This is a genomic window from Paenibacillus sp. G34 (assembly GCF_056856875.1).
On the sequence record NZ_CM166469.1, the window covers coordinates 2,420,426 to 2,441,712 of the forward strand.

22 protein-coding genes are annotated in these 21,287 nt (G+C 46.2%); 20 read left to right on the forward strand and 2 right to left on the reverse strand.

Annotated features, from left to right (window positions below):
* Nucleotides 1-65: 65 nt before the first annotated feature.
* From ftsY to trmD, 8 genes are all read left to right on the forward strand, one after another.
* Nucleotides 66-1,079: a signal recognition particle-docking protein FtsY gene (ftsY, locus tag AC1VYS_RS11005; RefSeq protein WP_482914268.1), complete on the forward strand. Its 1,014-nt coding sequence runs from the start codon at nt 66-68 to the stop codon at nt 1,077-1,079.
* A gap of 134 nt (nt 1,080-1,213) precedes the next feature.
* A complete protein-coding gene (trhA, locus tag AC1VYS_RS11010) occupies nt 1,214-1,861 on the forward strand; it encodes a PAQR family membrane homeostasis protein TrhA (protein ID WP_482914269.1) in 648 nt (215 codons plus the stop codon).
* A 315-nt stretch (nt 1,862-2,176) separates the two neighbouring features.
* Nucleotides 2,177-2,527 carry a putative DNA-binding protein gene (locus tag AC1VYS_RS11015; RefSeq protein WP_441929235.1) on the forward strand — a complete coding sequence of 117 codons (351 nt, stop codon included), beginning with the start codon at nt 2,177-2,179 and terminating at the stop codon, nt 2,525-2,527.
* A 68-nt stretch (nt 2,528-2,595) separates the two neighbouring features.
* On the forward strand, nt 2,596-3,972 hold the full coding sequence (gene ffh / locus AC1VYS_RS11020; protein ID WP_482914270.1) for a signal recognition particle protein: 1,377 nt from the start codon (nt 2,596-2,598) through the stop codon (nt 3,970-3,972).
* Nucleotides 3,973-4,026: 54 nt separating this feature from the next.
* Nucleotides 4,027-4,299, forward strand: a complete 273-nt coding sequence (gene rpsP / locus AC1VYS_RS11025; protein WP_056700527.1) for a 30S ribosomal protein S16 — start codon at nt 4,027-4,029, stop codon at nt 4,297-4,299.
* Between the two features lie 23 nt (nt 4,300-4,322).
* On the forward strand, nt 4,323-4,553 hold the full coding sequence (locus AC1VYS_RS11030; protein WP_123064426.1) for a KH domain-containing protein: 231 nt from the start codon (nt 4,323-4,325) through the stop codon (nt 4,551-4,553).
* Between the two features lie 302 nt (nt 4,554-4,855).
* Nucleotides 4,856-5,368 carry a ribosome maturation factor RimM gene (rimM, locus tag AC1VYS_RS11035; RefSeq protein ID WP_482914271.1) on the forward strand — a complete coding sequence of 171 codons (513 nt, stop codon included), beginning with the start codon at nt 4,856-4,858 and terminating at the stop codon, nt 5,366-5,368.
* Nucleotide 5,369: 1 nt separating this feature from the next.
* On the forward strand, nt 5,370-6,131 hold the full coding sequence (trmD, locus tag AC1VYS_RS11040; RefSeq protein WP_482914272.1) for a tRNA (guanosine(37)-N1)-methyltransferase TrmD: 762 nt from the start codon (nt 5,370-5,372) through the stop codon (nt 6,129-6,131).
* A 90-nt stretch (nt 6,132-6,221) separates the two neighbouring features.
* Here the strand turns inward: trmD and AC1VYS_RS11045 are convergent, their stop codons facing one another.
* Nucleotides 6,222-7,172: a polysaccharide deacetylase family protein gene (locus tag AC1VYS_RS11045; protein ID WP_482914273.1), complete on the reverse strand. Its 951-nt coding sequence runs from the start codon at nt 7,170-7,172 to the stop codon at nt 6,222-6,224.
* 405 nt (nt 7,173-7,577) lie between these two features.
* Here AC1VYS_RS11045 and rplS point away from each other — a divergent pair, with 405 nt between their 5' ends.
* The 8 genes from rplS (at nt 7,578) to AC1VYS_RS11085 (ending at nt 14,512) form a co-directional block, all read left to right on the forward strand.
* Complete coding sequence (gene rplS / locus AC1VYS_RS11050) at nt 7,578-7,919, forward strand: 50S ribosomal protein L19 (RefSeq protein WP_024630190.1); 342 nt, start codon at nt 7,578-7,580, stop codon at nt 7,917-7,919.
* Nucleotides 7,920-8,224: 305 nt separating this feature from the next.
* Nucleotides 8,225-8,845, forward strand: coding sequence for a signal peptidase I (gene lepB / locus AC1VYS_RS11055; RefSeq protein ID WP_482914274.1), 621 nt, complete (start codon nt 8,225-8,227; stop codon nt 8,843-8,845).
* A gap of 35 nt (nt 8,846-8,880) precedes the next feature.
* Nucleotides 8,881-9,744: a ribosome biogenesis GTPase YlqF gene (ylqF, locus tag AC1VYS_RS11060; protein WP_482914275.1), complete on the forward strand. Its 864-nt coding sequence runs from the start codon at nt 8,881-8,883 to the stop codon at nt 9,742-9,744.
* 404 nt (nt 9,745-10,148) lie between these two features.
* Nucleotides 10,149-10,853, forward strand: coding sequence for a ribonuclease HII (locus tag AC1VYS_RS11065; RefSeq protein ID WP_482914276.1), 705 nt, complete (start codon nt 10,149-10,151; stop codon nt 10,851-10,853).
* A 29-nt stretch (nt 10,854-10,882) separates the two neighbouring features.
* Nucleotides 10,883-12,985: a DNA ligase gene (locus AC1VYS_RS11070; RefSeq protein WP_482914277.1), complete on the forward strand. Its 2,103-nt coding sequence runs from the start codon at nt 10,883-10,885 to the stop codon at nt 12,983-12,985.
* Nucleotides 12,982-13,293: an EscU/YscU/HrcU family type III secretion system export apparatus switch protein gene (locus tag AC1VYS_RS11075; RefSeq protein WP_482914278.1), complete on the forward strand. Its 312-nt coding sequence runs from the start codon at nt 12,982-12,984 to the stop codon at nt 13,291-13,293. The genes AC1VYS_RS11070 and AC1VYS_RS11075 overlap by 4 nt, the downstream gene beginning before the upstream one ends.
* Nucleotides 13,287-13,685 (forward strand): YraN family protein, encoded by a 399-nt coding sequence (locus tag AC1VYS_RS11080; RefSeq protein WP_482914279.1) that lies wholly within the window; start codon nt 13,287-13,289, stop codon nt 13,683-13,685. The genes AC1VYS_RS11075 and AC1VYS_RS11080 overlap by 7 nt, the downstream gene beginning before the upstream one ends.
* A gap of 275 nt (nt 13,686-13,960) precedes the next feature.
* The gene (locus tag AC1VYS_RS11085) at nt 13,961-14,512 is read left to right on the forward strand and encodes a nitroreductase family protein (protein WP_482914280.1); all 552 of its coding nucleotides are present in this window, start codon (nt 13,961-13,963) and stop codon (nt 14,510-14,512) included.
* A gap of 231 nt (nt 14,513-14,743) precedes the next feature.
* On the opposite strand, the gene AC1VYS_RS11090 is transcribed toward AC1VYS_RS11085, so the two are convergent.
* Entirely contained in the window at nt 14,744-16,354 is a 1,611-nt protein-coding gene (locus tag AC1VYS_RS11090; RefSeq protein WP_482914281.1) for a YifB family Mg chelatase-like AAA ATPase, read from the reverse strand.
* Nucleotides 16,355-16,767: 413 nt separating this feature from the next.
* On the opposite strand from AC1VYS_RS11090, the gene AC1VYS_RS11095 reads away from it, so the two are divergent.
* The 4 genes from AC1VYS_RS11095 (at nt 16,768) to dprA (ending at nt 20,999) form a co-directional block, all read left to right on the forward strand.
* Entirely contained in the window at nt 16,768-17,223 is a 456-nt protein-coding gene (locus AC1VYS_RS11095; RefSeq protein ID WP_482914282.1) for a MarR family winged helix-turn-helix transcriptional regulator, read from the forward strand.
* Nucleotides 17,224-17,472: 249 nt separating this feature from the next.
* On the forward strand, nt 17,473-18,633 hold the full coding sequence (gene sucC, locus AC1VYS_RS11100) for an ADP-forming succinate--CoA ligase subunit beta (RefSeq protein WP_090923884.1): 1,161 nt from the start codon (nt 17,473-17,475) through the stop codon (nt 18,631-18,633).
* A gap of 63 nt (nt 18,634-18,696) precedes the next feature.
* Nucleotides 18,697-19,626: a succinate--CoA ligase subunit alpha gene (gene sucD / locus AC1VYS_RS11105; protein ID WP_482914283.1), complete on the forward strand. Its 930-nt coding sequence runs from the start codon at nt 18,697-18,699 to the stop codon at nt 19,624-19,626.
* A 242-nt stretch (nt 19,627-19,868) separates the two neighbouring features.
* The gene (dprA, locus tag AC1VYS_RS11110; protein ID WP_482914284.1) at nt 19,869-20,999 is read left to right on the forward strand and encodes a DNA-processing protein DprA; all 1,131 of its coding nucleotides are present in this window, start codon (nt 19,869-19,871) and stop codon (nt 20,997-20,999) included.
* Nucleotides 21,000-21,287: the final 288 nt, after the last annotated feature.

The following is a 21,287-nucleotide window of genomic DNA, read 5'->3' on the forward strand; positions in this document are numbered from 1 at the left end:
CATTGAATTTCTTATAAAAATCATTACCAATTACGATTTGATCATGTACACGATGGAGGGGCTTTATGAGTTTTTTTAAAAAGCTGAGAGACAGCATCGCAAGTAAAACGGAGTCGGTAACCAAACAGTTCAAAGATGGACTTGAAAAGACTCGTAAGGGGCTTGTGGAGAAAGTTACCGATCTGGTTATTCGCCGCAAAAAAATTGACGAGGAATTCTACGAGGAACTCGAAGAGATTCTGATCGGGGCAGACGTAGGCGTCAATACCGTCATGAATCTCATTGAAGATCTGCGTGCAGAAGTGAAAAAACGTAAAATTGAGGATGCGGCTGAGTTGCAGCCGGTGTTGTCTGAGAAATTGACGGATTTGCTTCGCGGTGAGCAAAACAATGAACTGAAAATGAATCCGGACGGCATTACGGTCATTTTGTTTGTCGGTGTGAATGGTGTTGGTAAAACAACAACCATCGGCAAGCTGGCGCATCGTTTCAAGCAGCAAGGAAAAAAAGTGATTATGGCTGCGGGAGATACGTTCCGTGCCGGAGCAATCGAGCAGCTTGAAGTATGGGGACAGCGTGCTGGAGTAGATGTGATCAAGCAACAATCCGGTTCTGATCCGGCGGCTGTCATGTATGATGCGGTCCAAGCTGCGAAACAGCGTGGGGCCGACGTACTGCTGTGTGATACGGCAGGTCGTTTGCAAAATAAAAGCAATTTGATGGATGAGCTCAACAAAATCTATCGTGTCATTCAGCGTGAGATTCCGAGCGCGCCGCATGAAGTGCTGATGGTGCTCGATGCAACGACAGGACAGAATGCCCTGAATCAGGCTAAACTTTTCGGAGAGAAAAGTGGTGTGACGGGTCTAGTTTTAACAAAACTGGATGGAACAGCGAAAGGCGGAATCGTAGTTGCGATTCGGCAGGAACTGGATTTGCCTGTGAAGCTGGTTGGTCTCGGGGAGAAGATTGACGATCTGCAGGAGTTTGATTCCGAGCAGTTTGTACACGCGCTGTTTGCCGGATTAATTCAGGAGCAGTCAGCTGAGGTCGCGGAAGACGAGAATACACAAGCCTGATCTCGGGCTTAAATGAATAACTAGGTTTATCGTATTGCCGCTGCATCATGTGAGAGCTCACGTGTAATGTCATCGGCAATACGTGTATAATGGAAGATAATCGAAATAGCCATGGGTTAGAAAGGAAGGTTGATATGGCCAATACTTATACCTATTCCCGCCGTGAAGAGGTCGCAAATGCTGTAACACATGGAATTGGTGCTGCGCTTAGTGTGGCTGCGTTAGTGCTGTTGATTGTATTTTCCAGTATGAAAGGCACGGCATGGCATGTTGTCAGTTTTACGATTTATGGTATTACAATGCTGATGCTTTATACGAATTCAACACTCGTGCATGCACTCAAAGAGGGGAAGGCCAAAGACTTGTTTGAGTTTTTTGACCACTCCTCCATATATCTGTTTATTGCAGGGACATACACGCCATTTTTATTCGTTGCTGTCCGAGGAACACTTGGCTGGACACTGTTCGGTATCATCTGGGGCATTGCTCTCGCTGGAGTTATTTTCAAAGCCTTTTTTACAAAGAAGTTCCTGTTTATGTCCACAATCTTCTACATCGCGATGGGCTGGCTAATCGTTACTGCCTGGCAACCGCTTGTGGTAGCTATTCCGACAGGTGGAATCGTGCTACTGGTTGCAGGAGGTCTGATGTATACGCTGGGTACCTTGTTTTATGTATGGAGAGGTTTTCCGTATCACCATGCGATCTGGCATCTGTTTGTACTCGCGGGTAGCATACTGCATTTCTTTGCGGTCATCGTCTATCTGACACCGCTTCGTTAGAAGCGTTAATGAATGGTCTCTGCCTATCTCAACGAATGGTCTCTACTTATCTTAACGAATGGTCTCTACCTAGTAATGGAGACGATTCGTTTTTATTTTGTTTTCGGTAATTAGAGTTCCATTCGAATTAGGGAAGAGAGTAAAGGAAGGGTCTATAGCGCCTGAATCTGGCATTTTTGAACTCTTATAGACTGAGTTTGTAGCTCTTTTTATTGTGACAAGTATTTTTGCTTGACATCCTGATTTGTTTTAGGTATTATTAGGAACGTTGCAAGAGTGTAAAGTGTTTTTCCTTGACGAAGGGAGTGCCCCGATATGAGTCAAGAAAACCGGCTTGAGAAGACAAACCGGATTAACTTGCTTTTTGCCTTTTATGAATCACTGCTTACAGAGAAACAACAGACGTTTCTGAAATATTACTTTCATGATGATTTTTCACTTGGTGAAATTGCAGCCGAGTTTGAGATCAGCCGCCAGGCGGTATACGAACATATCAAGCGTGCTGAGCAAGTGCTTGAAAACTACGAAAGCAAGCTGGGTTTGCTGGAGAAGTATGAAAGACGCAGCCGCTGCCTTGAAGATTTACAACATGCATTGGAACGCGCTGGCGTTACCAAGGAAAACAACAAACCAATACACGATCTCGTTGCACAACTGAGCGAATAACTATTGTTCACAGTGAAGTGGGACGAATCGTTCTAACAAAACGTATTCAAGCTTAAGGAGGTGGGATCATGGCATTTGAAGGATTAACGACCCGATTGCAGAATGTGTTCAGCAAGCTGCGCGGCAAAGGCAAGGTGTCTGATGAAGACGTAGCTGAAGCGATGCGTGAAGTGCGTTTGGCACTGCTTGAAGCGGATGTAAACTTCAAAGTGGTCAAGGAATTCATCGCCAAAGTGAAAGAGAAAGCTGTCGGCAAAGAAGTGATGGACAGCTTCACACCCGGAATGGTCATCATTGACATCGTTAATAAAGAGTTAACGGATCTGATGGGTGGAAGTCAAGCCAAACTGGCCAAGGCAAACAAACCACCAACGGTAATCATGATGGTTGGTTTACAGGGTGCGGGTAAAACGACTACTTCCGGTAAATTGGCGAAGATGCTGCAAAAGCAAAATAGCAGACCATTGTTGATTGCGGGTGACATTTATCGTCCTGCTGCGATCAAACAGCTACAAGTGTTAGGAGAACAGATTAAGGCGCCTGTGTTTACACTAGGTGATCAGACAAGCCCTGTGGAGATTGCGCGTCAAGGTCTGCAACATGCCAAAGACAACGGAAACGATTATGTTATCGTTGATACAGCGGGACGATTGCATGTCGATGAAGAACTGATGGAAGAATTACGCCAGATTCACAGCGTAGTGAATCCGGATGAAGTCTTGCTTGTTGTCGACAGTATGACGGGTCAAGATGCTGTTAACGTGGCGGAACACTTTAATCAGCAGCTTGATTTGACAGGAGTTGTTCTTACCAAACTGGACGGAGATACACGTGGTGGTGCGGCACTATCTGTCAAAGCAGTCACAGGCTGCCCGATCAAGTTTGCCTCTCTCGGAGAAAAACTTGATGCACTTGAACCGTTCCATCCGGAACGTATGGCTTCACGGATTCTCGGCATGGGTGACATGCTGTCCCTGATTGAAAAGGCACAATCTAACATCGATACCGAAAAGGCCAAGGAAATGGAACGGAAGATGCGGAATGCAGAATTCACGTTCGAGGATTTCCTGGAGCAAATGGATCAGGTGAAAAAGCTTGGACCAATTGACCAGATCATGGATATGATTCCGGGTATGGGCAAGATGAAACAAGCGAAAGACCTGAAGGTGGATGACAAACAGATGGGCCGGATCGAAGCGATTGTCTATTCAATGACAACCGAAGAGAAACGGAACCCAGACATGATTAACCATAGTCGTCGGAAGCGTATTGCCACTGGAAGTGGTACATCGCTCGCAGAGGTAAATCGTCTGATCAAACAGTTTGACGAGATGCGGCGTATGATGAAACAGTTCTCGGATATGATGGGACCTAAAGGCGGCAAGAACAAAGCGATGAAGCAGTTGAAAGGTCTTGGCAAAGGAATGAAGTTTCCTTTCCGTTGATTGAATGTAAGGCTGCATAAGAACCAGATTTCATTGAAGGAGGTGAATTTTCAAATGGCAGTTCGTATTCGTCTGAAACGTATGGGTGCTCACAAAGCTCCTTTCTACCGCGTAGTGGTATCGGATTCCCGTTCCCCACGTGACGGTCGTTTTATCGAGGAGATCGGTTACTACAACCCGGTTGAACAACCGGCTGTTGTTAAGATCGATGAAGATAAAGCATTGCAATGGCTTCAAAACGGTGCGCAAGCATCCGACACTGTCCGCAACTTGCTGAGCAAAGCGGGCGTGATGAAGAAATTCCACGAGTCTAAATTATCTAAATAAGGTGCTGATTCGGAGGGTCATCTATGGAAGAATTAGTAAGCATAATTGCTAAGGCTTTGGTCGATCATCCGGATGATGTGGCGGTTCGGACGGTTGAGAAAGACCGGCTTGTCGTTTATGAGTTGACGGTACATCCCGATGATGTCGGGAAAGTGATCGGAAAACAGGGACGAATCGCAAAATCTCTGCGTACGGTCGTCACATCAGCAGCAGTTAAGATGGATAAACGGGTTACCGTTGATATCATATCTTAAAGATATACGAAAGGGGGTTAGGATGCATGTCCTAGCCCCTTTTCGTGCATGCTGAACTTAATATGTTGGATTAGATATTAAATTAAAATATTTTTGGGTATGAGTGACTTCGGAGCAGTGGAGGGGACGGAATCGATTCTGGAGAAGCGTTAGCGTTCGCCTTTATCACCTCATTTTCACCTTTTCAAAATAGTTCAAAAAATGAGGGGGTAACAGCGATCGGAAGAACGAACCGTCGCCGGAACGGCTGCGCGAGAGTCGAAGTACCTGTTTATTTTGATTGAATTTCGTAGGAGGATTGTATGGCAGAGTTTATGAATGTAGGTAAAGTTGTTAATACTCACGGTATTCGCGGCGAGTTGAGAATCATGCCTTTGACTGATTTTCCGGAAGTGCGTTTCGCCAAAAATGCGGAGTTATTTTTGTTTACTCCGGATAATCATCCGGTGCTCGTAACGGTGGAATCTGCTCGTTTGCATAAAAATATGTATGTCGTTCGTCTGAAGGAATATGGAAACATTAACGAAGTAGAAAAGTTCAAAGGCGGTCTAGCGAAGGTTTCCAAGGAAAACCTAGCTGAACTGGATGAGGGCGAGTATTATTTCCACCAGATCGTAGGATGTGCTGTGATCACAGAAGAGGGAGAAACCCTTGGAACAATCTCAGAGATTCTGACCCCAGGCGCGAATGATGTATGGGTTGTCAAAACACCAGCTGGAAAAGAAGTGTTGATTCCTGTGATTGATGATGTCGTTCTGGATGTTGATGTAGAACTGAAGCAGGTCAAGATTCACCTGATGGAAGGACTGCTGTAACATGAAGGTTGATGTATTGACGTTATTCCCGGAAATGTTTGACGGTGTGTTTGGTACAAGCATACTGAGTAAAGCACAGGCAAAGGGGCTTGTTTCACTGGGGGCTACCAATTTCCGTAATTACGCAACCAATAAACATAACACTGTGGATGATGCGCCATATGGCGGAGGTGGGGGCATGGTGCTCAAGCCCGACCCGATCTTTGCTGCGGTAGAGGATGTACTGGAGCAACGGGGAGAAGCAGCTGCCACGATGAAAGCCCCACGTGTTATTCTAATGTGTCCACAGGGTGAGACATTTACACAGAAAAAAGCCGAAGAACTGGTTCAAGAGGATCACCTGATCTTTATTTGCGGTCATTACGAGGGGTATGATGAGCGTATTCGTGAATTTCTGGTGACGGATGAACTATCCATTGGAGACTATGTTCTGACGGGCGGAGAGCTTCCTGCCATGGTGGCCATTGATAGCATTGTACGATTGATTCCGGGTGTTCTTGGTAACGAGACAAGTGCGGTGACGGATTCTTTCAGTACAGGTTTGCTTGAATATCCCCATTACACCCGTCCGCCTGAATTTAGAGGCATGAAGGTACCGGATATGCTTTTATCCGGACATCATCTGAATATCGAGGCTTGGCGCAGAGAGCAGTCTCTGATTCGTACGTTGGAGCGCAGGCCGGAACTGCTTGAGACGGCTGATCTGACGGAGAAAGAACGAAAGTGGCTGGAGCAATACCGATCTGAACAAGTTAAGAAATAAAAAAGATAAAGCCGAGGACAGTTTACACTGTACCCTCGGCTTTTTTGATCTAATCAAGGTTTGATCGAATTCGTTGAAGACATTACTAGTTTAAAACCGCTCACTAAGTATATTGGAACCCGTTCGCAGCAGGGTAGGAAGATCAGTATCATTTGTAACAGTTAAACGAGGTAACACCATAGGTGCATCCCCAGGATGAACGAATCCGGGTCTAACCGTGAAGCCCATACGATATCCATGTTGATGGAGTTTATATATCATCTGTTCACTGAAATACCCATAAGGGTAGGCAATATATGGCGTATTGATCCCTATATTTTTGATTTGTTCAATATCATGATCGAGCAAGCTGGTATCCAGCGTAACGGGCAAATCGTCTCCACATACCGAATATCCTTTGTGATGCAGGTTAAAGGTGTGGCTATTGTACTCAAATACATCGCTTCCTGCGGCCATCTCTTGCTTGGAGATGTCGCTTTTTTTACTGGGGTCAAAAGTGACCGGTTTGGATTGAATTCGACTGCCTATCACAAAAAGGGAGGCGTGGAAATGATATTTTTTGAGTATGGGATAAGCCAACGTGTAATTGTTTTGGTATCCGTCATCAAAGGTAATGACAATGGATTTCTCAGGTAGCGAGATTTCACCGTTTACGTATTGTTCGAGCTGAGCCAGAGTAACGGTTCGGTACCCGTTTTCGTATAAATACTTCATATTCTGCTCGAACACATCCAAGTCAATGATGGATTTATTCTTTGGTTCGTGATTGTCTATTTTAGGTGTAACGTAATGATACATGAGTACAGGGACTTTCGTAGCCGTGCCTTGTTTGATATTCAACTTTGAAGGGTCCAGCTTGGAATACATCGAAAAGTCAGAGTGAGTTAACGTAAAGAATTTACGTTGTACGATATTCCAAGACGAGCAAGCCTTGTGAGATAACGTGTTGGCGGTGGGATGATTAACAGCATAAGCGTATAGTGTAATGGTGCTTATGAGCAAGGCAAGTGCGGCTAGTAAGATTTTTTTTGAGTACTTCATGTTTCTCCTGGTTCTCCTTTAACATTCATCTATTTCTATAAAAGTTGAGTAGCCCATGTTTATGAGCTTTTAACTATATGATAGACGATCTTCTATGATGGAAAGTTACATTATTTTATCCTGCAAAGAGGTTGATTTTTTAAAATCGATCTGAAAACTTTACCTATTATGCAGGATCTGAGGAATTGGCTACACATAACTTTTTAAGTAAGCCATTAGCAAGAAAATTTGGATGCGTATGCAGCATTCAATCACATCATTTGTTTATTTCTGCTTGTGTTTTGATATGGTGCGTGATACAATAAGTCTGTTGTGTGGAATACGGCGGTCCTCTATGGATAATGAAGGAGACAAGGTGATCTCTGGAAGAAGTATGAACGCCTGTACGGAAGGAGGGAGTCATAGATGAATATCGTTCAAGCGATTACACAAGAACAACTTCGCAAAGATATTCCGAGTTTTCGTCCTGGTGACACTTTGAAAGTGCACGTTAAGGTAATCGAGGGAACTCGTGAGCGTATCCAATTGTTCGAAGGTGTTGTGATTAAACGCCGTGGTGGTGGAATCAGTGAGACTTTTACAGTTCGTAAAATTTCTTACGGTGTAGGTGTGGAAAGAGCTTTCCCGCTTCATTCCCCTAAAATCGATAGAATCGAAGTGGCTCGCCGTGGTAAAGTGCGTCGTGCGAAGCTTTATTATCTTCGTGAACTACGCGGTAAAGCAGCGAGAATTAAAGAAATTCGTTAATATAACGGATACCGGGAAGGGCTTGGAGACAAGCCCTTTTCGTTTTTGTCCGGGAAAAGTTGAACCGGAGGTACACTTCCGAGTAAAATGGTATGGCGGATATGCGGCGTAAAGTCCGGGAGGATTGTGACATCAGTTATCCAAGGCATTTGAATTTTGTGGTTCAATGTACGGTTGTAATGCTTGGCTGCAAGAATTACATAACTGGTTGAGGTTTTGCCTTCTCTAGCCATTATGCAGGGAAGACGCAAAAAGCTGAATGTATACTGCTATAATCATGTACTGTGAAGAGAGGAAGATCTTGAATGGAACAAGAAGTTCAACAGGACCAGGGCAGACCTGCCGAAGAAAAAAATAATCGATCTAAAAAAGCGAAAAATGAAATAGTCGAGTGGCTGAAGGCCATTGTCATTGCACTTGTACTGGTCATTTTAATTCGCTGGCTGCTTTTTAAGCCATTTGTAGTGGACGGGCCGTCCATGCAGCCGAATTTCTCGACAGGAGAACGTGTCATCGTTAATGAGATTCTGTACGATATCCGTGAGCCGAAACGTGGTGAAGTTATCGTCTTCCATGTACCTTCGGAAGGACGAGATTTCATTAAACGTGTCATTGCAGTGGCTGGAGATACGGTGCAGGTTCAAGGTGATACGGTAACAGTTAACGGACAAAAGGTTAACGAGACCTATATCCAAGGTGCAATCGATGCTGCTGAAGCGAATGGTGGAACATATAATGTGAAGGATTTTCCGAATGAACAATTCCCTGATGGCAAAGTGCCGCCGGGTCATGTATTTGTAATGGGGGATAATCGACCGAACAGTACGGACAGCCGGATGATTGGTTATGTATCGCTGAAGGATATTATTGGCCGTGCGGATGTTATTTTCTGGCCAGTTGGAGAGATTAAGTGGATTAACCACTAAGATTCAAAGTATGTATTAAATGAGGTGAAGACAAGGTGACGATACAATGGTTTCCAGGTCATATGACCCGAGCCAGACGCCAGATTCAGGACAAGTTGAAGCTCATTGACGTGGTCATCGAACTATTGGATGCCCGTCTGCCTGTCTCCAGCCGAAATCCGATGATTGACGAGATTCTGATGGATAAACCCCGCATGATTTTGCTCAACAAGTCGGATTTGGCGGATGCCAAAGTGACCCAAGAGTGGATTGACTATTTTAAAAAAGAAGGCATTACCGCTTTTCCTGTGGATGCTTCGACGGGGACCAATGTCAAAGATATTCCTGCTCAGGCAAGACTTATTCTTAAGGAAAAGATTGATCGTCAATTGGCCAAAGGCATTAATCCCCGAGCCGTTCGAGGGTTGATTGTCGGTATTCCCAACGTAGGTAAATCTACATTGATCAATCGTTTGGCTGGGCGGAGCATTGCAGCAACGGGAGACCGTCCAGGTGTAACGAAAGGCCAGCAATGGATCAAAGTCGGCAAGGAAATGGAATTGCTGGATACACCGGGTATTCTGTGGCCGAAATTTGAAGATCAAAATGTGGGATACCGTCTTGCTGTAACAGGTGCGATCAAAGAAGAAATTCTGAATGCAGAAGATATTGCGTTTTTTGGAATTAGTTATCTGATGCGTTACTATTGGGACGCGCTGGAAGAGAGATATGGTCTCCAGGAATTCTCCAGAGATGCAGACGATTCAGACAGTGTAATTGCTATTATGGAGCAGGTCGGCCGAGTTCGTGGGTGTGTAATCAGCGGTGGACGTATCGATTTGGAGAAGGCATCACGAGCATTTCTAAGGGAATTACGTGCGGGTAAGATGGGACGTTTCTCAATGGAAGCTCCTTACTAAAAAAAAGTTCCACAAGAGCCGAAAGAAGCGGCCGTTACCGGGTTACCGGGAACGGTCATTTTTGTGTTTGAAGGCGAAACAGCATACGAAAACGGTTATTCTACTGGTAAAAAAATGAATTAAAGTATGCTTGGTGGAATTGTTTGTACAGTATGGGAGGTCTCCTGAAATCATGATATGATAAATGGTGGCTCAAAATTGCAGAACATGAGTTTGTATGTATTCAATTTACCTTAATAACAACCGATAAATGAAGACATCAGGATCTTTGTTTAATAACAGTTCTAACTTGAAACTTGTACAGGAATACAGTTAAGCAGAACAAAGATGCGATGTCTACGTCTAATTATATATTACATGGGATTACACCGTTGAATGGAGCATGGGTGAGGGAGATGAACAGAATGACAGCTAACCATGAAATGCCGGAGCTTGTACTGCCAGATCAGCAGCGCAAGACGAAGAAAAAGAAAAAAGAAGCTAGCGAACCCAAGGATTTGTTGTTGTATGAGCGGGAGTATTGGGGCAGCGGGTTTGAATATATTGTAGGAATCGATGAAGTGGGACGCGGATGTTTGTTTGGAGATGTCGTAGCGGCGGCTGTGATCCTGCCCCAAGGGTTGATTTTGGAAGGGGTCAATGATTCCAAAAAGCTTTCCGAAAAAAAGCGTGATATGTTGTATGACATCATTATGGAAAATGCGCTGGCTGTAGGGGTAGGATATGCGGATGCGGAAACAATCGATCGTCTGAATATTAAGCAAGCCGCGAGACTGGCGATGAAACGTGCGGTAGAGGCACTTGATGTAACGCCTCATTACATGCTGGTGGATGCTGAAAAGGTAGATGTGAATATACCGCAATTGTCAATCATTAAAGGGGATGCAAACAGCCAATCTATCGCAGCTGCTTCAATTGTTGCCAAGGTAACGAGAGATCGGCTGTGCAAGGAAGAATGGGATACATTATATCCGGAATATGGTCTTTCGGTACATAAAGGCTACGCAACACAATTTCATCGGGAACGGATTATGGCCCTTGGGGCAACTCCGATGCATCGACGTAGCTTCCTCGGTAATTTACTTGGTGAACAGCAAACGTTGTTTTAACTGAAAGGAAACGGAAAGGAGGGGACGCGTTGAATATCAGCTCGATGATTCGTGGTCTAATGGGAGACAATAAACCCGGAAATGCCAAGGCTCTTGAACTTAAGGAAGGCCAGGTCGTTCGCGGCTCTGTTGTCAGTGTATCGGATGATGGAGGAGAGGCTGTACTCCAGATTCAAGGTGTGCAAGTGCGTGCTAAATTGGAGACTCCGCTCCGTCCTGGTGAGACGACACTTCTACAGGTTCAGCCTCCTGGAGAAAATGGTATAACCGTAATGAAACCTGTTGCGGGTTCGCTTGCAGAAATACCGCAGGCTTCATTTAATAATTTATTGCAAGAGGTTGGCCTGACTGATACCAAAGACAATCGGGAACTACTCCTTGCCATGCAACGCAGTGGGCTTCCGCTGACTAAGGATAATGTAGCCATGGTGCAAAATATGATGTCAGCCAAACCTGTACAAGTGCCTGTGGAGGAATGGGTACAGGCGACAGGGATTGCTTTTCAGCGGGGCCTGCCTGTTACAGCAGAAACGGTGAAAGGATTACATCAGACAGTATTTGGACCACCTTTGCATCAGTTGTTAAGTGGTCTTGCGGATCAACTTGAGTCATTGCTGGCTCAGGCGTCAGGCAAACCGGTTCCTGGTGGAGAAGCAGCGGCAGGGTCCAAAGCAGGAACAGCAACAGGACAGGCGGGAGCTTCTGGAAATTTTACTAATGTTGCCGTTCAGCCAGAAGAGGGAGCGCCAGCGGTAAATGTGAGCAGGCCAGGAGTCGGAATACCCGTAGCCTCTCCTGTAGCGTCACAGCCGAATCAGGTTCAGACCACTCCAGCGGCGGGTGCAGGAGTGACTACAGATGCTGCTGAAGGTACGGCATCAGACCAGGGGCAACAAGCCAAAGGTAACGTGCCGCTGAATGCAGGCCAGGCGAATGGTGGACAGACAGGGGCTGAGGCTGCTGCGAAGAATGTTGCCAGCCAGGTTGAGACAGCTGGCAAAGGAAATGCTGGTATTCCGGCGGGTACCGGAATACCAGGCGAGGGCCCGCGTGCTACCGATGCGGGCCAGGCCGTGAGCCGCCCGGGTACACCGGGGACGGCAGAAGCTGCGGCTGGCCGTGCAAGTGCGGGCCAGCCAGAAGGTGCGGCCGTACGTGCAGACGGCCGCACAGACACCCCTGCTGCGGCGACGCCGTCCGCAGCAGGGCAAGCAGCGCCCGCGGCGCCTACGCCAGCCCAGCTGGCGCCGAAGCTGCTGGCGCTGCTGGACGCGCTGCGCAGCGCGTCCACTGCCGCACCGGCACAGCCGGGCGCGGCAGCTCAGGCCGCCCCTGCTGCGCAGCAGGGCGGCCAGACGGCTGCGGCTGCCGCAGGCTCGCCGCAGCCCTTGCCAGCCGGCGCTGATGCGCCGCCGGCTGGCGGTGTTGCCGCCGCACCTGCGGGAGCGGCGGCAGCGCGCGCGCCTGTCACCCACGGGGGAGACCCGTGGGTGGGGCGCGTGCTGAAGCTGCTCGGTGCGGAGCACGAGCAGCAGGCCGTTCACGGCGCGGCGATGCAGTCGCGCGTGGGCGAGGCAGCGAGTCCGGCAAACGCGGACTCGCTCAAGGGCTTGCTGCTGCAGCTTGCCAGCAGCGACAGTGCTCCGGCGGCGCTGAAAGATGCCGCCAATCAAGCTGTTCAATATCTGACAGGTCAGCAGTTATTGCTTACAACGGATCGCGGTGCAGCGTTTGCACAGATGCACTGGTTTATCCCCATCACGGGTCCGGATGGAGAACAGACGGCTTCTGTGCAGATTCAGTCACGCCGCGGTCAGCGCGGAGAACTCGACGCGTCCAATTGCCGTTTGCTGTTTGATCTGGACATGAAAAGCCTGGGACATACCCTTGTCGATGTACATGTAGTAAATAATATTGTCAGCTTGCGAGTGCTTAATGATCGTGAGGAAATGGGAGCAATTTTGGAAAGTGGACGTGAAGTGATCCATCAATCACTCGACAAGCTTGGATATAAGTTGTTGACCTTCCGAGCAGAACCTTGGCCTGCAGGGCAGGAGCACGGCATGGAGCGTAAGATGACAGCAGCAGATTATAGCCCGGAGCGATACAAAGGGGTGGATTTCAAGGTATGAAGGAGGAATCACCGCAGCCGGACCTGTTATCTAAAAAAGCAGTTGCGCTGAAATATGTTCCAGGGGAAAGTGAAGCACCTGTCGTCGTAGCCAAAGGTCGTGGCAAAGTAGCTGAAGCCATTCTGGACAAAGCGAAAGAAAATGGCGTACCCGTACAGGAGGATGCGGCACTTGTGGAAGTGCTCTCCAAACTGGATTTGGATGAACAGATCCCGGCAGAACTGTATCAGCTGGTGGCAGAAGTACTTACTTATGTTTATCGAGCCGATCGGCTTGCCTCCGGCCGTAGAGATGACGAATCATGGTAGAACGGGGATCTGGACGGAAGCCGGAAGGCAAGCTGACTCGTCAGCAAAAGGGAAAGATCGGCGAAGATGAAGCTTGCCGCTGGTTATTGGAACAGGGGTATTGTATCCTGCAGCAGAACTGGCGTTGCCGTAGTGGTGAGGTGGACATTATCGCATCTTTTGAAGAGTTGTTGATTTTTGTTGAGGTTCGAAGCCGAAGTTCCAATTCAGGGTTCGGTACCCCGCAAGAGTCTGTCGATCAGCGCAAAATGCTACAGGTGCGTTCCACGGCAGCAGTTTATATGCAAATGAGCGGAGAACATAGCCGTCAGATTCGATTTGACGTAATTGGCGTGATAATTAATAATCTAGGGGAGATTATCTCCGTAAATCATCTGGAGAATGCATTTTAACTTGGAGTTAAACGATAAGAGGATGAGCTTTTAGACAAGTCTACTGTCTATAGTTCATCTTTTTTTATTCGATCCGTTTTGATCCGCATCCTAAAATAATCCAAAGTTTTTCCCTATTTCAATATGAAATTCAACATGTCAGATTGAATTTCACAGAAAAAGCGAAAATAAAATGGAGTTTTTGTTATCTGCCTTTCTTTGAATCTTCTCAGCAGAAGGGTGTATAATGAAAGCTGTAACCTGACGTGTACTATTTGGAAAGGGAGGCATGACCCATGGGTAAAACGAAGGAGACGAACAACGAAGTCCGCCATGCGATCGAGAATCGCCGCACCGTCAAAAAATTCAAAAAAGATCCTGTTCCAACAGAGCAGATCATCGATTTGCTGGATACAGCCGTTTGGGCGCCTAACCATAAATTGCGTGAGCCATGGAGATTTGTATTGTTCAATGGCAAAGGACGCAAAAAGCTCGCAGAGGCCATTGAAGCCGAGATGGGCGAGGACAACAAATATTCGTCCAGTGTACAGCAGGTACCTGCCGTTTTACTGGTCGTTCTGGAGGAAGACCCGAGACAAGCGATTTGGGATGAGGACTTTGCCGCGGTCAGTGCTATGGTCCAGAACTTTATGCTCGCAGCATGGAGTGAAAAGATTGGTACGTTTTGGGTAACCAAACCATTTTTATATGCACCCAAGTTTCGAAAGTCACTTGGCATCAAGGCTGGAGAAAAAATAATTGGCATGATCTATATGGGTTATCCGGACGTCATTCCATCAGCGAAAGAGCGTACCCCTGCCAGGGATAAGCTAACTTTATTTGAATAAAAAATGATTAGAGACCACATTCATGTGGTCTTTTTTATTTGCAATAGAATCTACTCATTGGAAGCTCAAACCAAAAGGAAAAGTGCTGGAGATGGACATCTTATGATCACGTTTACCTGCGGGCTCATTTTTGAAAGTGATTCTTCATGTCATCCAGGCCGTATAGGTACTCTTCATTACTTATGCAAAAAGAGTTCTTATACGGCTTTATTTAGTAGCTGAACATCAGCATCAAAATAAACTCAAATCTAATTGGCGATACTGGATCGCTTCCGCCACATGGGCAGTCAAAATCTTACCTTCATGATCCAAATCAGCAATGGTTTGAGCCATTTTCATAATTCGGTCATGGGCACGCATACTCAGGTTCAGTATCTGTATCGTTTGATCCAATAACTGCTCTGCTTCACGAGGGAGATGTATTGTCTTCCGTAAAAATGTGCCAGAGAGCTGACTGTTCCAGCGCACTGAACGGTTCATGTACCGTTTGGCCTGAATAGAATGGGCAGCCATCACTTTGGACTGCATCTCGGCAGATGAAGGAGACGTGCCAGCCATACGCCAATCTCCTGGCGGCGGGACTTCGACTTGCAGATCGATACGATCCAGCAGTGGGCCGGAAATTTTCGCCCGGTATGCTGCAACGCGTGCTGGACTGCAGATACAACGCTGGTCCTCCGCCTGAGCCGACAGATAACCGCAGGGACAAGGATTCATCGAACAGGCCAGCATGAATTGTGCAGGAAATGTGAACGCAGCTCTTGCCCGACTGATTGTAACCGTCTGATCTTCAAGCGGTTGTCTTAGTACTTCAAGAACCTGACGCTGGAACTCCGGTAGTTCATCCAGAAACAAAATTCCGCGATGAGCGAGACTAACTTCGCCTGGCTTTGGAATGCCGCCACCTCCAATCAAGCCGGAGGTGGATATCGTATGATGAGGTGACCGAAAGGGTCTGTCTGCAATCAGTCCTTGAGGGGCTTCTTTTAAATGTCCTGCCGCACTTAACACTTTAGTTACTTCCAACGCTTCTTCTTCCGACAAAGGAGGCAAAATTGTGGGCAGTCGTTTGATCAGCATCGTTTTACCCGTACCAGGCGGGCCGACCAGCATAATATTATGCATTCCGGCAGCGGCAATCATCAGTGCTCGTTTGACGTGGTGTTGTCCGAGCACATCACTGTAGTCTTCGGATGAGAAAGAGCAGGTCTTTCTCCCTTGAGTTAAATGTCCACCTGACAAACCCGAGATACGCAGATGACTGTAGTCCCTTAAAATGAGAGGCCCTGCTTTTGTTGCTTCCCAGGCTATGCTGGACTTTAAACTTTGAGATGTATTCGTGGAATCAGGAGCCAGATCCTTCAAGTGGCGAATCCCATAAATTCCGATGTCGCGGATCAGACAAGCCTCTGCCACATTTTCATAAGGAAGAAGAACAGAGGTGAATCCTTGCCTTTTAGCTAGGTCAACCATGGATAAAATGCCCGGCACAGGCCGAATCGAGCCATCCAGAGCCAGCTCCCCGAGTACCAAAGTGCGTTCATGTGGAGGCAGAACGACCTGTCCGCTGGTCGTAAGTAGAGCGATTGCAATAGCAAGATCAAAGGAAGAACCTTCCTTGCGCAAGTCAGCGGGGGCCAGATTAATTGTAATGCGCTGCAAAGGATACTGATAACCGCAGTTTTTAATTGCTGCACGAACCCGTTCCACGGCTTCTCTGATTGCCGAATCAGGCAGTCCGATAATAGAAGTCAGGGGTAACCCATTGGATAAATCGGTTTCCACCTCAATTAATACGCCGTCAATTCCGTATAGACATGAGCTATACAATTTTCCATACATAACAAAGAAACACCTCACTCGAATTGTAGGCTTCGCGCATGGCGAGCCAGTCTCGAATTAAGGTGCTTCCTCAGCTTCTACTAGCATTTTATATAAAAGGAATCAGAGCGTCAACCCGGCATGAATGTGCTACCATAAGTTTCCCATATTCCTGAGATTTCCTTTTCGAAGTTATAGAAGTAAATCAATTGCTTTGTTATACTTGATCACTTATAATTATATTTTATGCAACTTAATTTAACGTGATTTAATGGTGGGATGAAATAATTTGTGCTCAATTATTCTTCTTTTTATCTATTTTGTGATAAGATAGAAAGAAGGGAAACTCCAATCGCCATAAACAATGGTAGAGAAGTATATTTAAGCCCTAAAATAAGTAATTTAAAGTATATTAGGCAGGTGAGACAGATAACATGCAGACAGACCGTTTAAAGCTAGATAATCAATTATGCTTCGCCATATACGCTTGTTCACGTGAAATCACAAAATTGTACCAGCCCTATTTGGAGGTGCTTGGTGTAACGTACTCTCAATATCTGGTTTTAATGGTATTGTGGGAGCGGCAGGAATGTACGGTGAAGGAGATTGGTGAGGCTCTATACCTGGACTCAGGCACGCTGACGCCTCTTCTCAAACGTTTGCAATCGGCTGGGTTCATCCATCGTGAGCGCTCTGCACAAGACGAACGTAAAGTGATGATTACACTAACCGATGCGGGACGTGAGCTTAAGAATAAAGCATTATCCATACCTGAAGCCATTCAGGGAGATGCTTGCTTGAACAGCACAGAGTTCGAAACGTTGCTGGGACAGTTTAAGGGCTTGCTTGAGAAAGTTCATGAAACGAATATGAATACCGCCAAAAAATAATAATAAAAGTCTCCATGGGAGGCAGAACCTTAGTCTATTCGGCTAAGGTTTTTCCCATATATATCCAAGCATTCACAAAAAGGGATCATATCCATATCAAAAAGCTGTCTATTAACCATTACTTTTTTAAGGAAAGCGTTTTAAAAACATGTTACAATGAATTGGGTTTAAGTGAAAATAGTCAACATATGTCTTTTGTTCGTCTACCAGCCCGCCTTGTTGCAGTCATGTTGATAGGAGGATTCGAGAATGAATATCCATGAATATCAAGGAAAAGAAGTACTGAAACAGTATGGAGTTACCGTTCCAAACGGAAAGGTTGCTTATACAGTCGATGAAGCGGTTGCGGCCGCAGAGGCACTGGGCAGTCCGGTGACTGTTGTTAAAGCGCAAATTCACGCAGGAGGTCGGGGTAAAGCCGGCGGCGTGAAAGTAGCAAAGAGCACGGAGGAAGTTCGTGCCTATGCATCCGAAATTTTGGGCAAAGTATTAGTAACCCATCAAACAGGACCAGAAGGTAAAGAAGTGAAACGTCTTCTGATTGAAGAAGGATGCGATATCCGCAAAGAGTATTATGTGGGTGTTGTTGTCGATCGTGCTACAGGACGTGTAGTTATGATGGCTTCCGAAGAAGGCGGTACAGAGATCGAAGAAGTAGCTGAAGCTACACCTGAGAAAATTTTCAAAGAGGTAGTTGACCCTGCAATCGGGTTGCAAGTGTTCCAGGCACGCAAACTGGCTTACAGCATTAATATTCCGAATGAACTCGTGAATAAAGCTGTGAAGTTCATGCTTGCGTTGTACAAGGCATTTGTCGAAAAAGATTGCTCTATTGCCGAGATCAACCCGCTGGTTGTTACCGGAGATGGAAACGTTATCGCGCTGGATGCGAAGCTCAATTTTGACTCCAACGCACTCTTCCGTCACAAGGACATTCAAGAACTGCGTGACCTGGATGAGGAAGATGAAAAAGAAATCGAAGCTTCCAAATACGACCTCAGCTACATAGCGCTTGACGGCAACATTGGCTGTATGGTTAACGGTGCGGGACTTGCGATGGCTACGATGGACATCATTAAATACTACGGTGGAGACCCGGCCAACTTCCTTGATGTTGGGGGCGGTGCAACAACAGAGAAAGTTACAGAAGCATTCAAGATCATTCTGTCTGATGCCAAAGTAGCCGGAATCTTTGTTAACATCTTCGGTGGTATCATGCGTTGTGATGTCATTGCCAACGGGGTTGTTGAAGCCGCGAAGCAGCTTGGCCTGACCAAACCGCTGGTTGTTCGTCTTGAAGGAACTAACGTGGAACTGGGCAAACGTATTTTGGGTGAATCCGGCCTGAATATCGTTCCTGCTGATTCCATGGCCGATGGAGCACAGAAAATTGTTGCCCTCGTAAAATAGGTTCATTCCTTCGTACCGGAGCTGTCCGGGAATTGAAAAATAACCGTAAGGATGTGAAGCAACGTGAGTATTTTGATCGATAAAAATACAAAAGTCATTACGCAAGGCATTACGGGTTCAACGGGAATGTTCCACACGAAGGGCGCATTGGACTACGGAACCCAGATGGTAGGCGGTGTTACGCCAGGTAAAGGCGGAACCAATGTTGACATCACGCTGGAAGACGGTTCAGTAGTCAGCCTGCCGGTATTCAACACGGTGCAGGAAGCGAAGGAAGCTACTGGCGCAACAGCGAGCGTCATCTATGTTCCTCCTGCATTCGCAGCAGATTCCATCATGGAAGCCGTTGACGCAGAACTAGATTTGGTTATCTGTATTACTGAGGGTATTCCGGTTCTGGATATGGTCAAAGTAGACCGTTTCATGGACGGAAAAGATACAGTATTGATTGGTCCTAACTGTCCAGGTGTTATTACACCGGGTGAGTGTAAGATCGGCATTATGCCTGGTTATATCCATATGCCAGGACATGTGGGCGTCGTTTCACGTAGTGGAACACTGACGTATGAGGCTGTTCATCAGCTTACAACTCGCGGTATTGGCCAATCTTCTGCGGTAGGTATCGGAGGAGACCCAGTTAAGGGCTCCGAGTTCATCGATATCTTGAAACGCTTCAATGAAGATCCACAGACGCACGCTGTCATCATGATTGGTGAGATCGGTGGTACTGCGGAAGAGGATGCAGCAGAATGGGTGGCAGCTAACATGACTAAACCGGTGGTAGGATTCATCGGTGGTGTTACAGCGCCTCCAGGCAAACGTATGGGACATGCGGGTGCAATTATCTCTGGCGGTAAGGGTACAGCCAAAGAGAAAATTGCGAAGCTGGAATCATGCGGCATCAAAGTTGCTCCAACACCGGCTGAAATGGGCTCTACATTGGTGAGTGTGCTTGAAGAACGTGGTATTTTGAATTTGTGCACGACACATTAATCCTATTCCGTTATAATAGAAGAAACAGCTCGGAAATGACTCATTTCTGGAGTCGTTGATTCAGGAAACGGTAAAGGTAAGCAACCTTTTGTCCTTTAAATAGGGCGAAGGGTTGCTTTTTTGCGTTTTTTTAAGAAATGCAAATGAACTTGAGGGTGTAGTTAGTGCAAACGCTTGCATTTTATCGTTGCTTATCACACAATATGAGGGGAGTTTTTCTATCCTTCACGGGAGGTAGAAACATGGAAGAACGTTGGATTTTGTTTGGGCTTTATGAAATGGAGGGCATCGGGAAGAAAAGTATTTCTAAATTGATGTCAGGTCAGCACTCGCTGCAGGAATTGCTTTATTATGAGGAAGGAGACTGGATTGCGGCTGGACTTCGAAAAGATCAGGCAGCTCGTTTGACGAGAGGGTTTAATGTCAACTGGATTGAAAGCAGAAGAGAACAGGTTTATGATCGTGGAATCGAGGTTATTACTTATCTGGATTCGAATTATCCCATATTAATGAAGGAAACCGTCCAGCCACCTTGGATTATGTATGCTCGAGGAGACGTTAAGTTATTGAATACACCTTCAATTGCGATGGTTGGGACACGTATGCCAACAGTTTATGGGCGTAAGGTTGGTGAAAGGCTTGCTGAACAATTGTCTCAAGCGGGGTTAACCATTGTAAGTGGACTTGCCAGAGGAATTGATCGCGTGTGTCATGAAGCTGTATTGAGAGCTGGTGGTAAAACCATTGCTGTTTTTGGTACAGGGGTAGATACGGTGTATCCACCGGAAAATACAAGTCTTGCCGAACAAATTGCCGAAACGGGTCTGCTGGTGTCTGAATACCCACTCGGAACGAGGGCTCGTCAGGGACTTTTTCCCGAGAGAAATCGGATTATTGCAGGATTAACATTGGGAACGCTCGTTGTAGAAGCAGATATACGAAGTGGTTCACTCATTACCGCAGATGCAGCGCTCGAGGCAGGCAGAGATGTATTTGCTGTTCCAGGGCCGATTACTTCTCCGAAGAGTCGAGGGGCACATAATTTAATAAGACAGGGTGCCAAATTAGTCACTTGTGTGGCTGATTTATTGGAAGAGTATCATTTGGACTTGCAAAATGCAGAACAACTTCCTTACAATAGAGGACGTTCGGCAGAAAACTCGGGACCAGCAGAGCAAGGTTTGTTTCCGGATATAGAGCTTTCTACTGACGAACGACGTATTATCGTTTTACTTGAGCAGGAAGAGCAATCTTTGGATCAACTAATTGATCGGTTAGGTTGGGATTTTGGACATTTACATTCAGTTCTGTTATCTTTAATCATAAAAAAGCAGATTAGCCAATTACCAGGAACCAAATATGCTAGGGTATGACGATGCTGCAACCTGTGCAGTATGTGGAGTATATAATACGAAGTATGAAGTGAAGTATTTAACTATATAATTTGAACGCTTAACTTACACAACAACGGAGAGGACAGAAAAAACCTGAAGAAACGAAGTGTTCGCCTAAAAGCTTTCTGAAAGAAAGCTGCATCGGAAGCATAAGCTTATAACCGGATTTTAACCTTGAATAAAGGAATAAAACAATCTGGGGATAACAGCGATCGGAAGGTTATTCTGTCATCGGAGGTTTAGTGTGAAATCTTAAATTCAACTTAT

Excerpts from the sequence above, each read along its gene's own strand:
- trhA (WP_482914269.1), top strand. The coding sequence starts at position 1,214 with ATGGCCAATACTTATACCTATTCCCGCCGTGAAGAGGTCGCAAATGCT.
- ffh (WP_482914270.1), top strand. The coding sequence starts at position 2,596 with ATGGCATTTGAAGGATTAACGACCCGATTGCAGAATGTGTTCAGCAAG.
- AC1VYS_RS11090 (WP_482914281.1), bottom strand. The coding sequence starts at position 16,354 with ATGTATGGAAAATTGTATAGCTCATGTCTATACGGAATTGACGGCGTA.
- rplS (WP_024630190.1), top strand. The coding sequence starts at position 7,578 with ATGAATATCGTTCAAGCGATTACACAAGAACAACTTCGCAAAGATATT.
- ftsY (WP_482914268.1), top strand. The coding sequence starts at position 66 with ATGAGTTTTTTTAAAAAGCTGAGAGACAGCATCGCAAGTAAAACGGAG.
- AC1VYS_RS11095 (WP_482914282.1), top strand. The coding sequence starts at position 16,768 with ATGCAGACAGACCGTTTAAAGCTAGATAATCAATTATGCTTCGCCATA.
- dprA (WP_482914284.1), top strand. The coding sequence starts at position 19,869 with ATGGAAGAACGTTGGATTTTGTTTGGGCTTTATGAAATGGAGGGCATC.
- trmD (WP_482914272.1), top strand. The coding sequence starts at position 5,370 with ATGAAGGTTGATGTATTGACGTTATTCCCGGAAATGTTTGACGGTGTG.
- AC1VYS_RS11015 (WP_441929235.1), top strand. The coding sequence starts at position 2,177 with ATGAGTCAAGAAAACCGGCTTGAGAAGACAAACCGGATTAACTTGCTT.
- sucC (WP_090923884.1), top strand. The coding sequence starts at position 17,473 with ATGAATATCCATGAATATCAAGGAAAAGAAGTACTGAAACAGTATGGA.
- AC1VYS_RS11085 (WP_482914280.1), top strand. The coding sequence starts at position 13,961 with ATGGGTAAAACGAAGGAGACGAACAACGAAGTCCGCCATGCGATCGAG.
- rpsP (WP_056700527.1), top strand. The coding sequence starts at position 4,027 with ATGGCAGTTCGTATTCGTCTGAAACGTATGGGTGCTCACAAAGCTCCT.
- lepB (WP_482914274.1), top strand. The coding sequence starts at position 8,225 with ATGGAACAAGAAGTTCAACAGGACCAGGGCAGACCTGCCGAAGAAAAA.
- AC1VYS_RS11045 (WP_482914273.1), bottom strand. The coding sequence starts at position 7,172 with ATGAAGTACTCAAAAAAAATCTTACTAGCCGCACTTGCCTTGCTCATA.
- AC1VYS_RS11030 (WP_123064426.1), top strand. The coding sequence starts at position 4,323 with ATGGAAGAATTAGTAAGCATAATTGCTAAGGCTTTGGTCGATCATCCG.
- AC1VYS_RS11075 (WP_482914278.1), top strand. The coding sequence starts at position 12,982 with ATGAAGGAGGAATCACCGCAGCCGGACCTGTTATCTAAAAAAGCAGTT.
- AC1VYS_RS11080 (WP_482914279.1), top strand. The coding sequence starts at position 13,287 with ATGGTAGAACGGGGATCTGGACGGAAGCCGGAAGGCAAGCTGACTCGT.
- AC1VYS_RS11065 (WP_482914276.1), top strand. The coding sequence starts at position 10,149 with ATGACAGCTAACCATGAAATGCCGGAGCTTGTACTGCCAGATCAGCAG.
- rimM (WP_482914271.1), top strand. The coding sequence starts at position 4,856 with ATGGCAGAGTTTATGAATGTAGGTAAAGTTGTTAATACTCACGGTATT.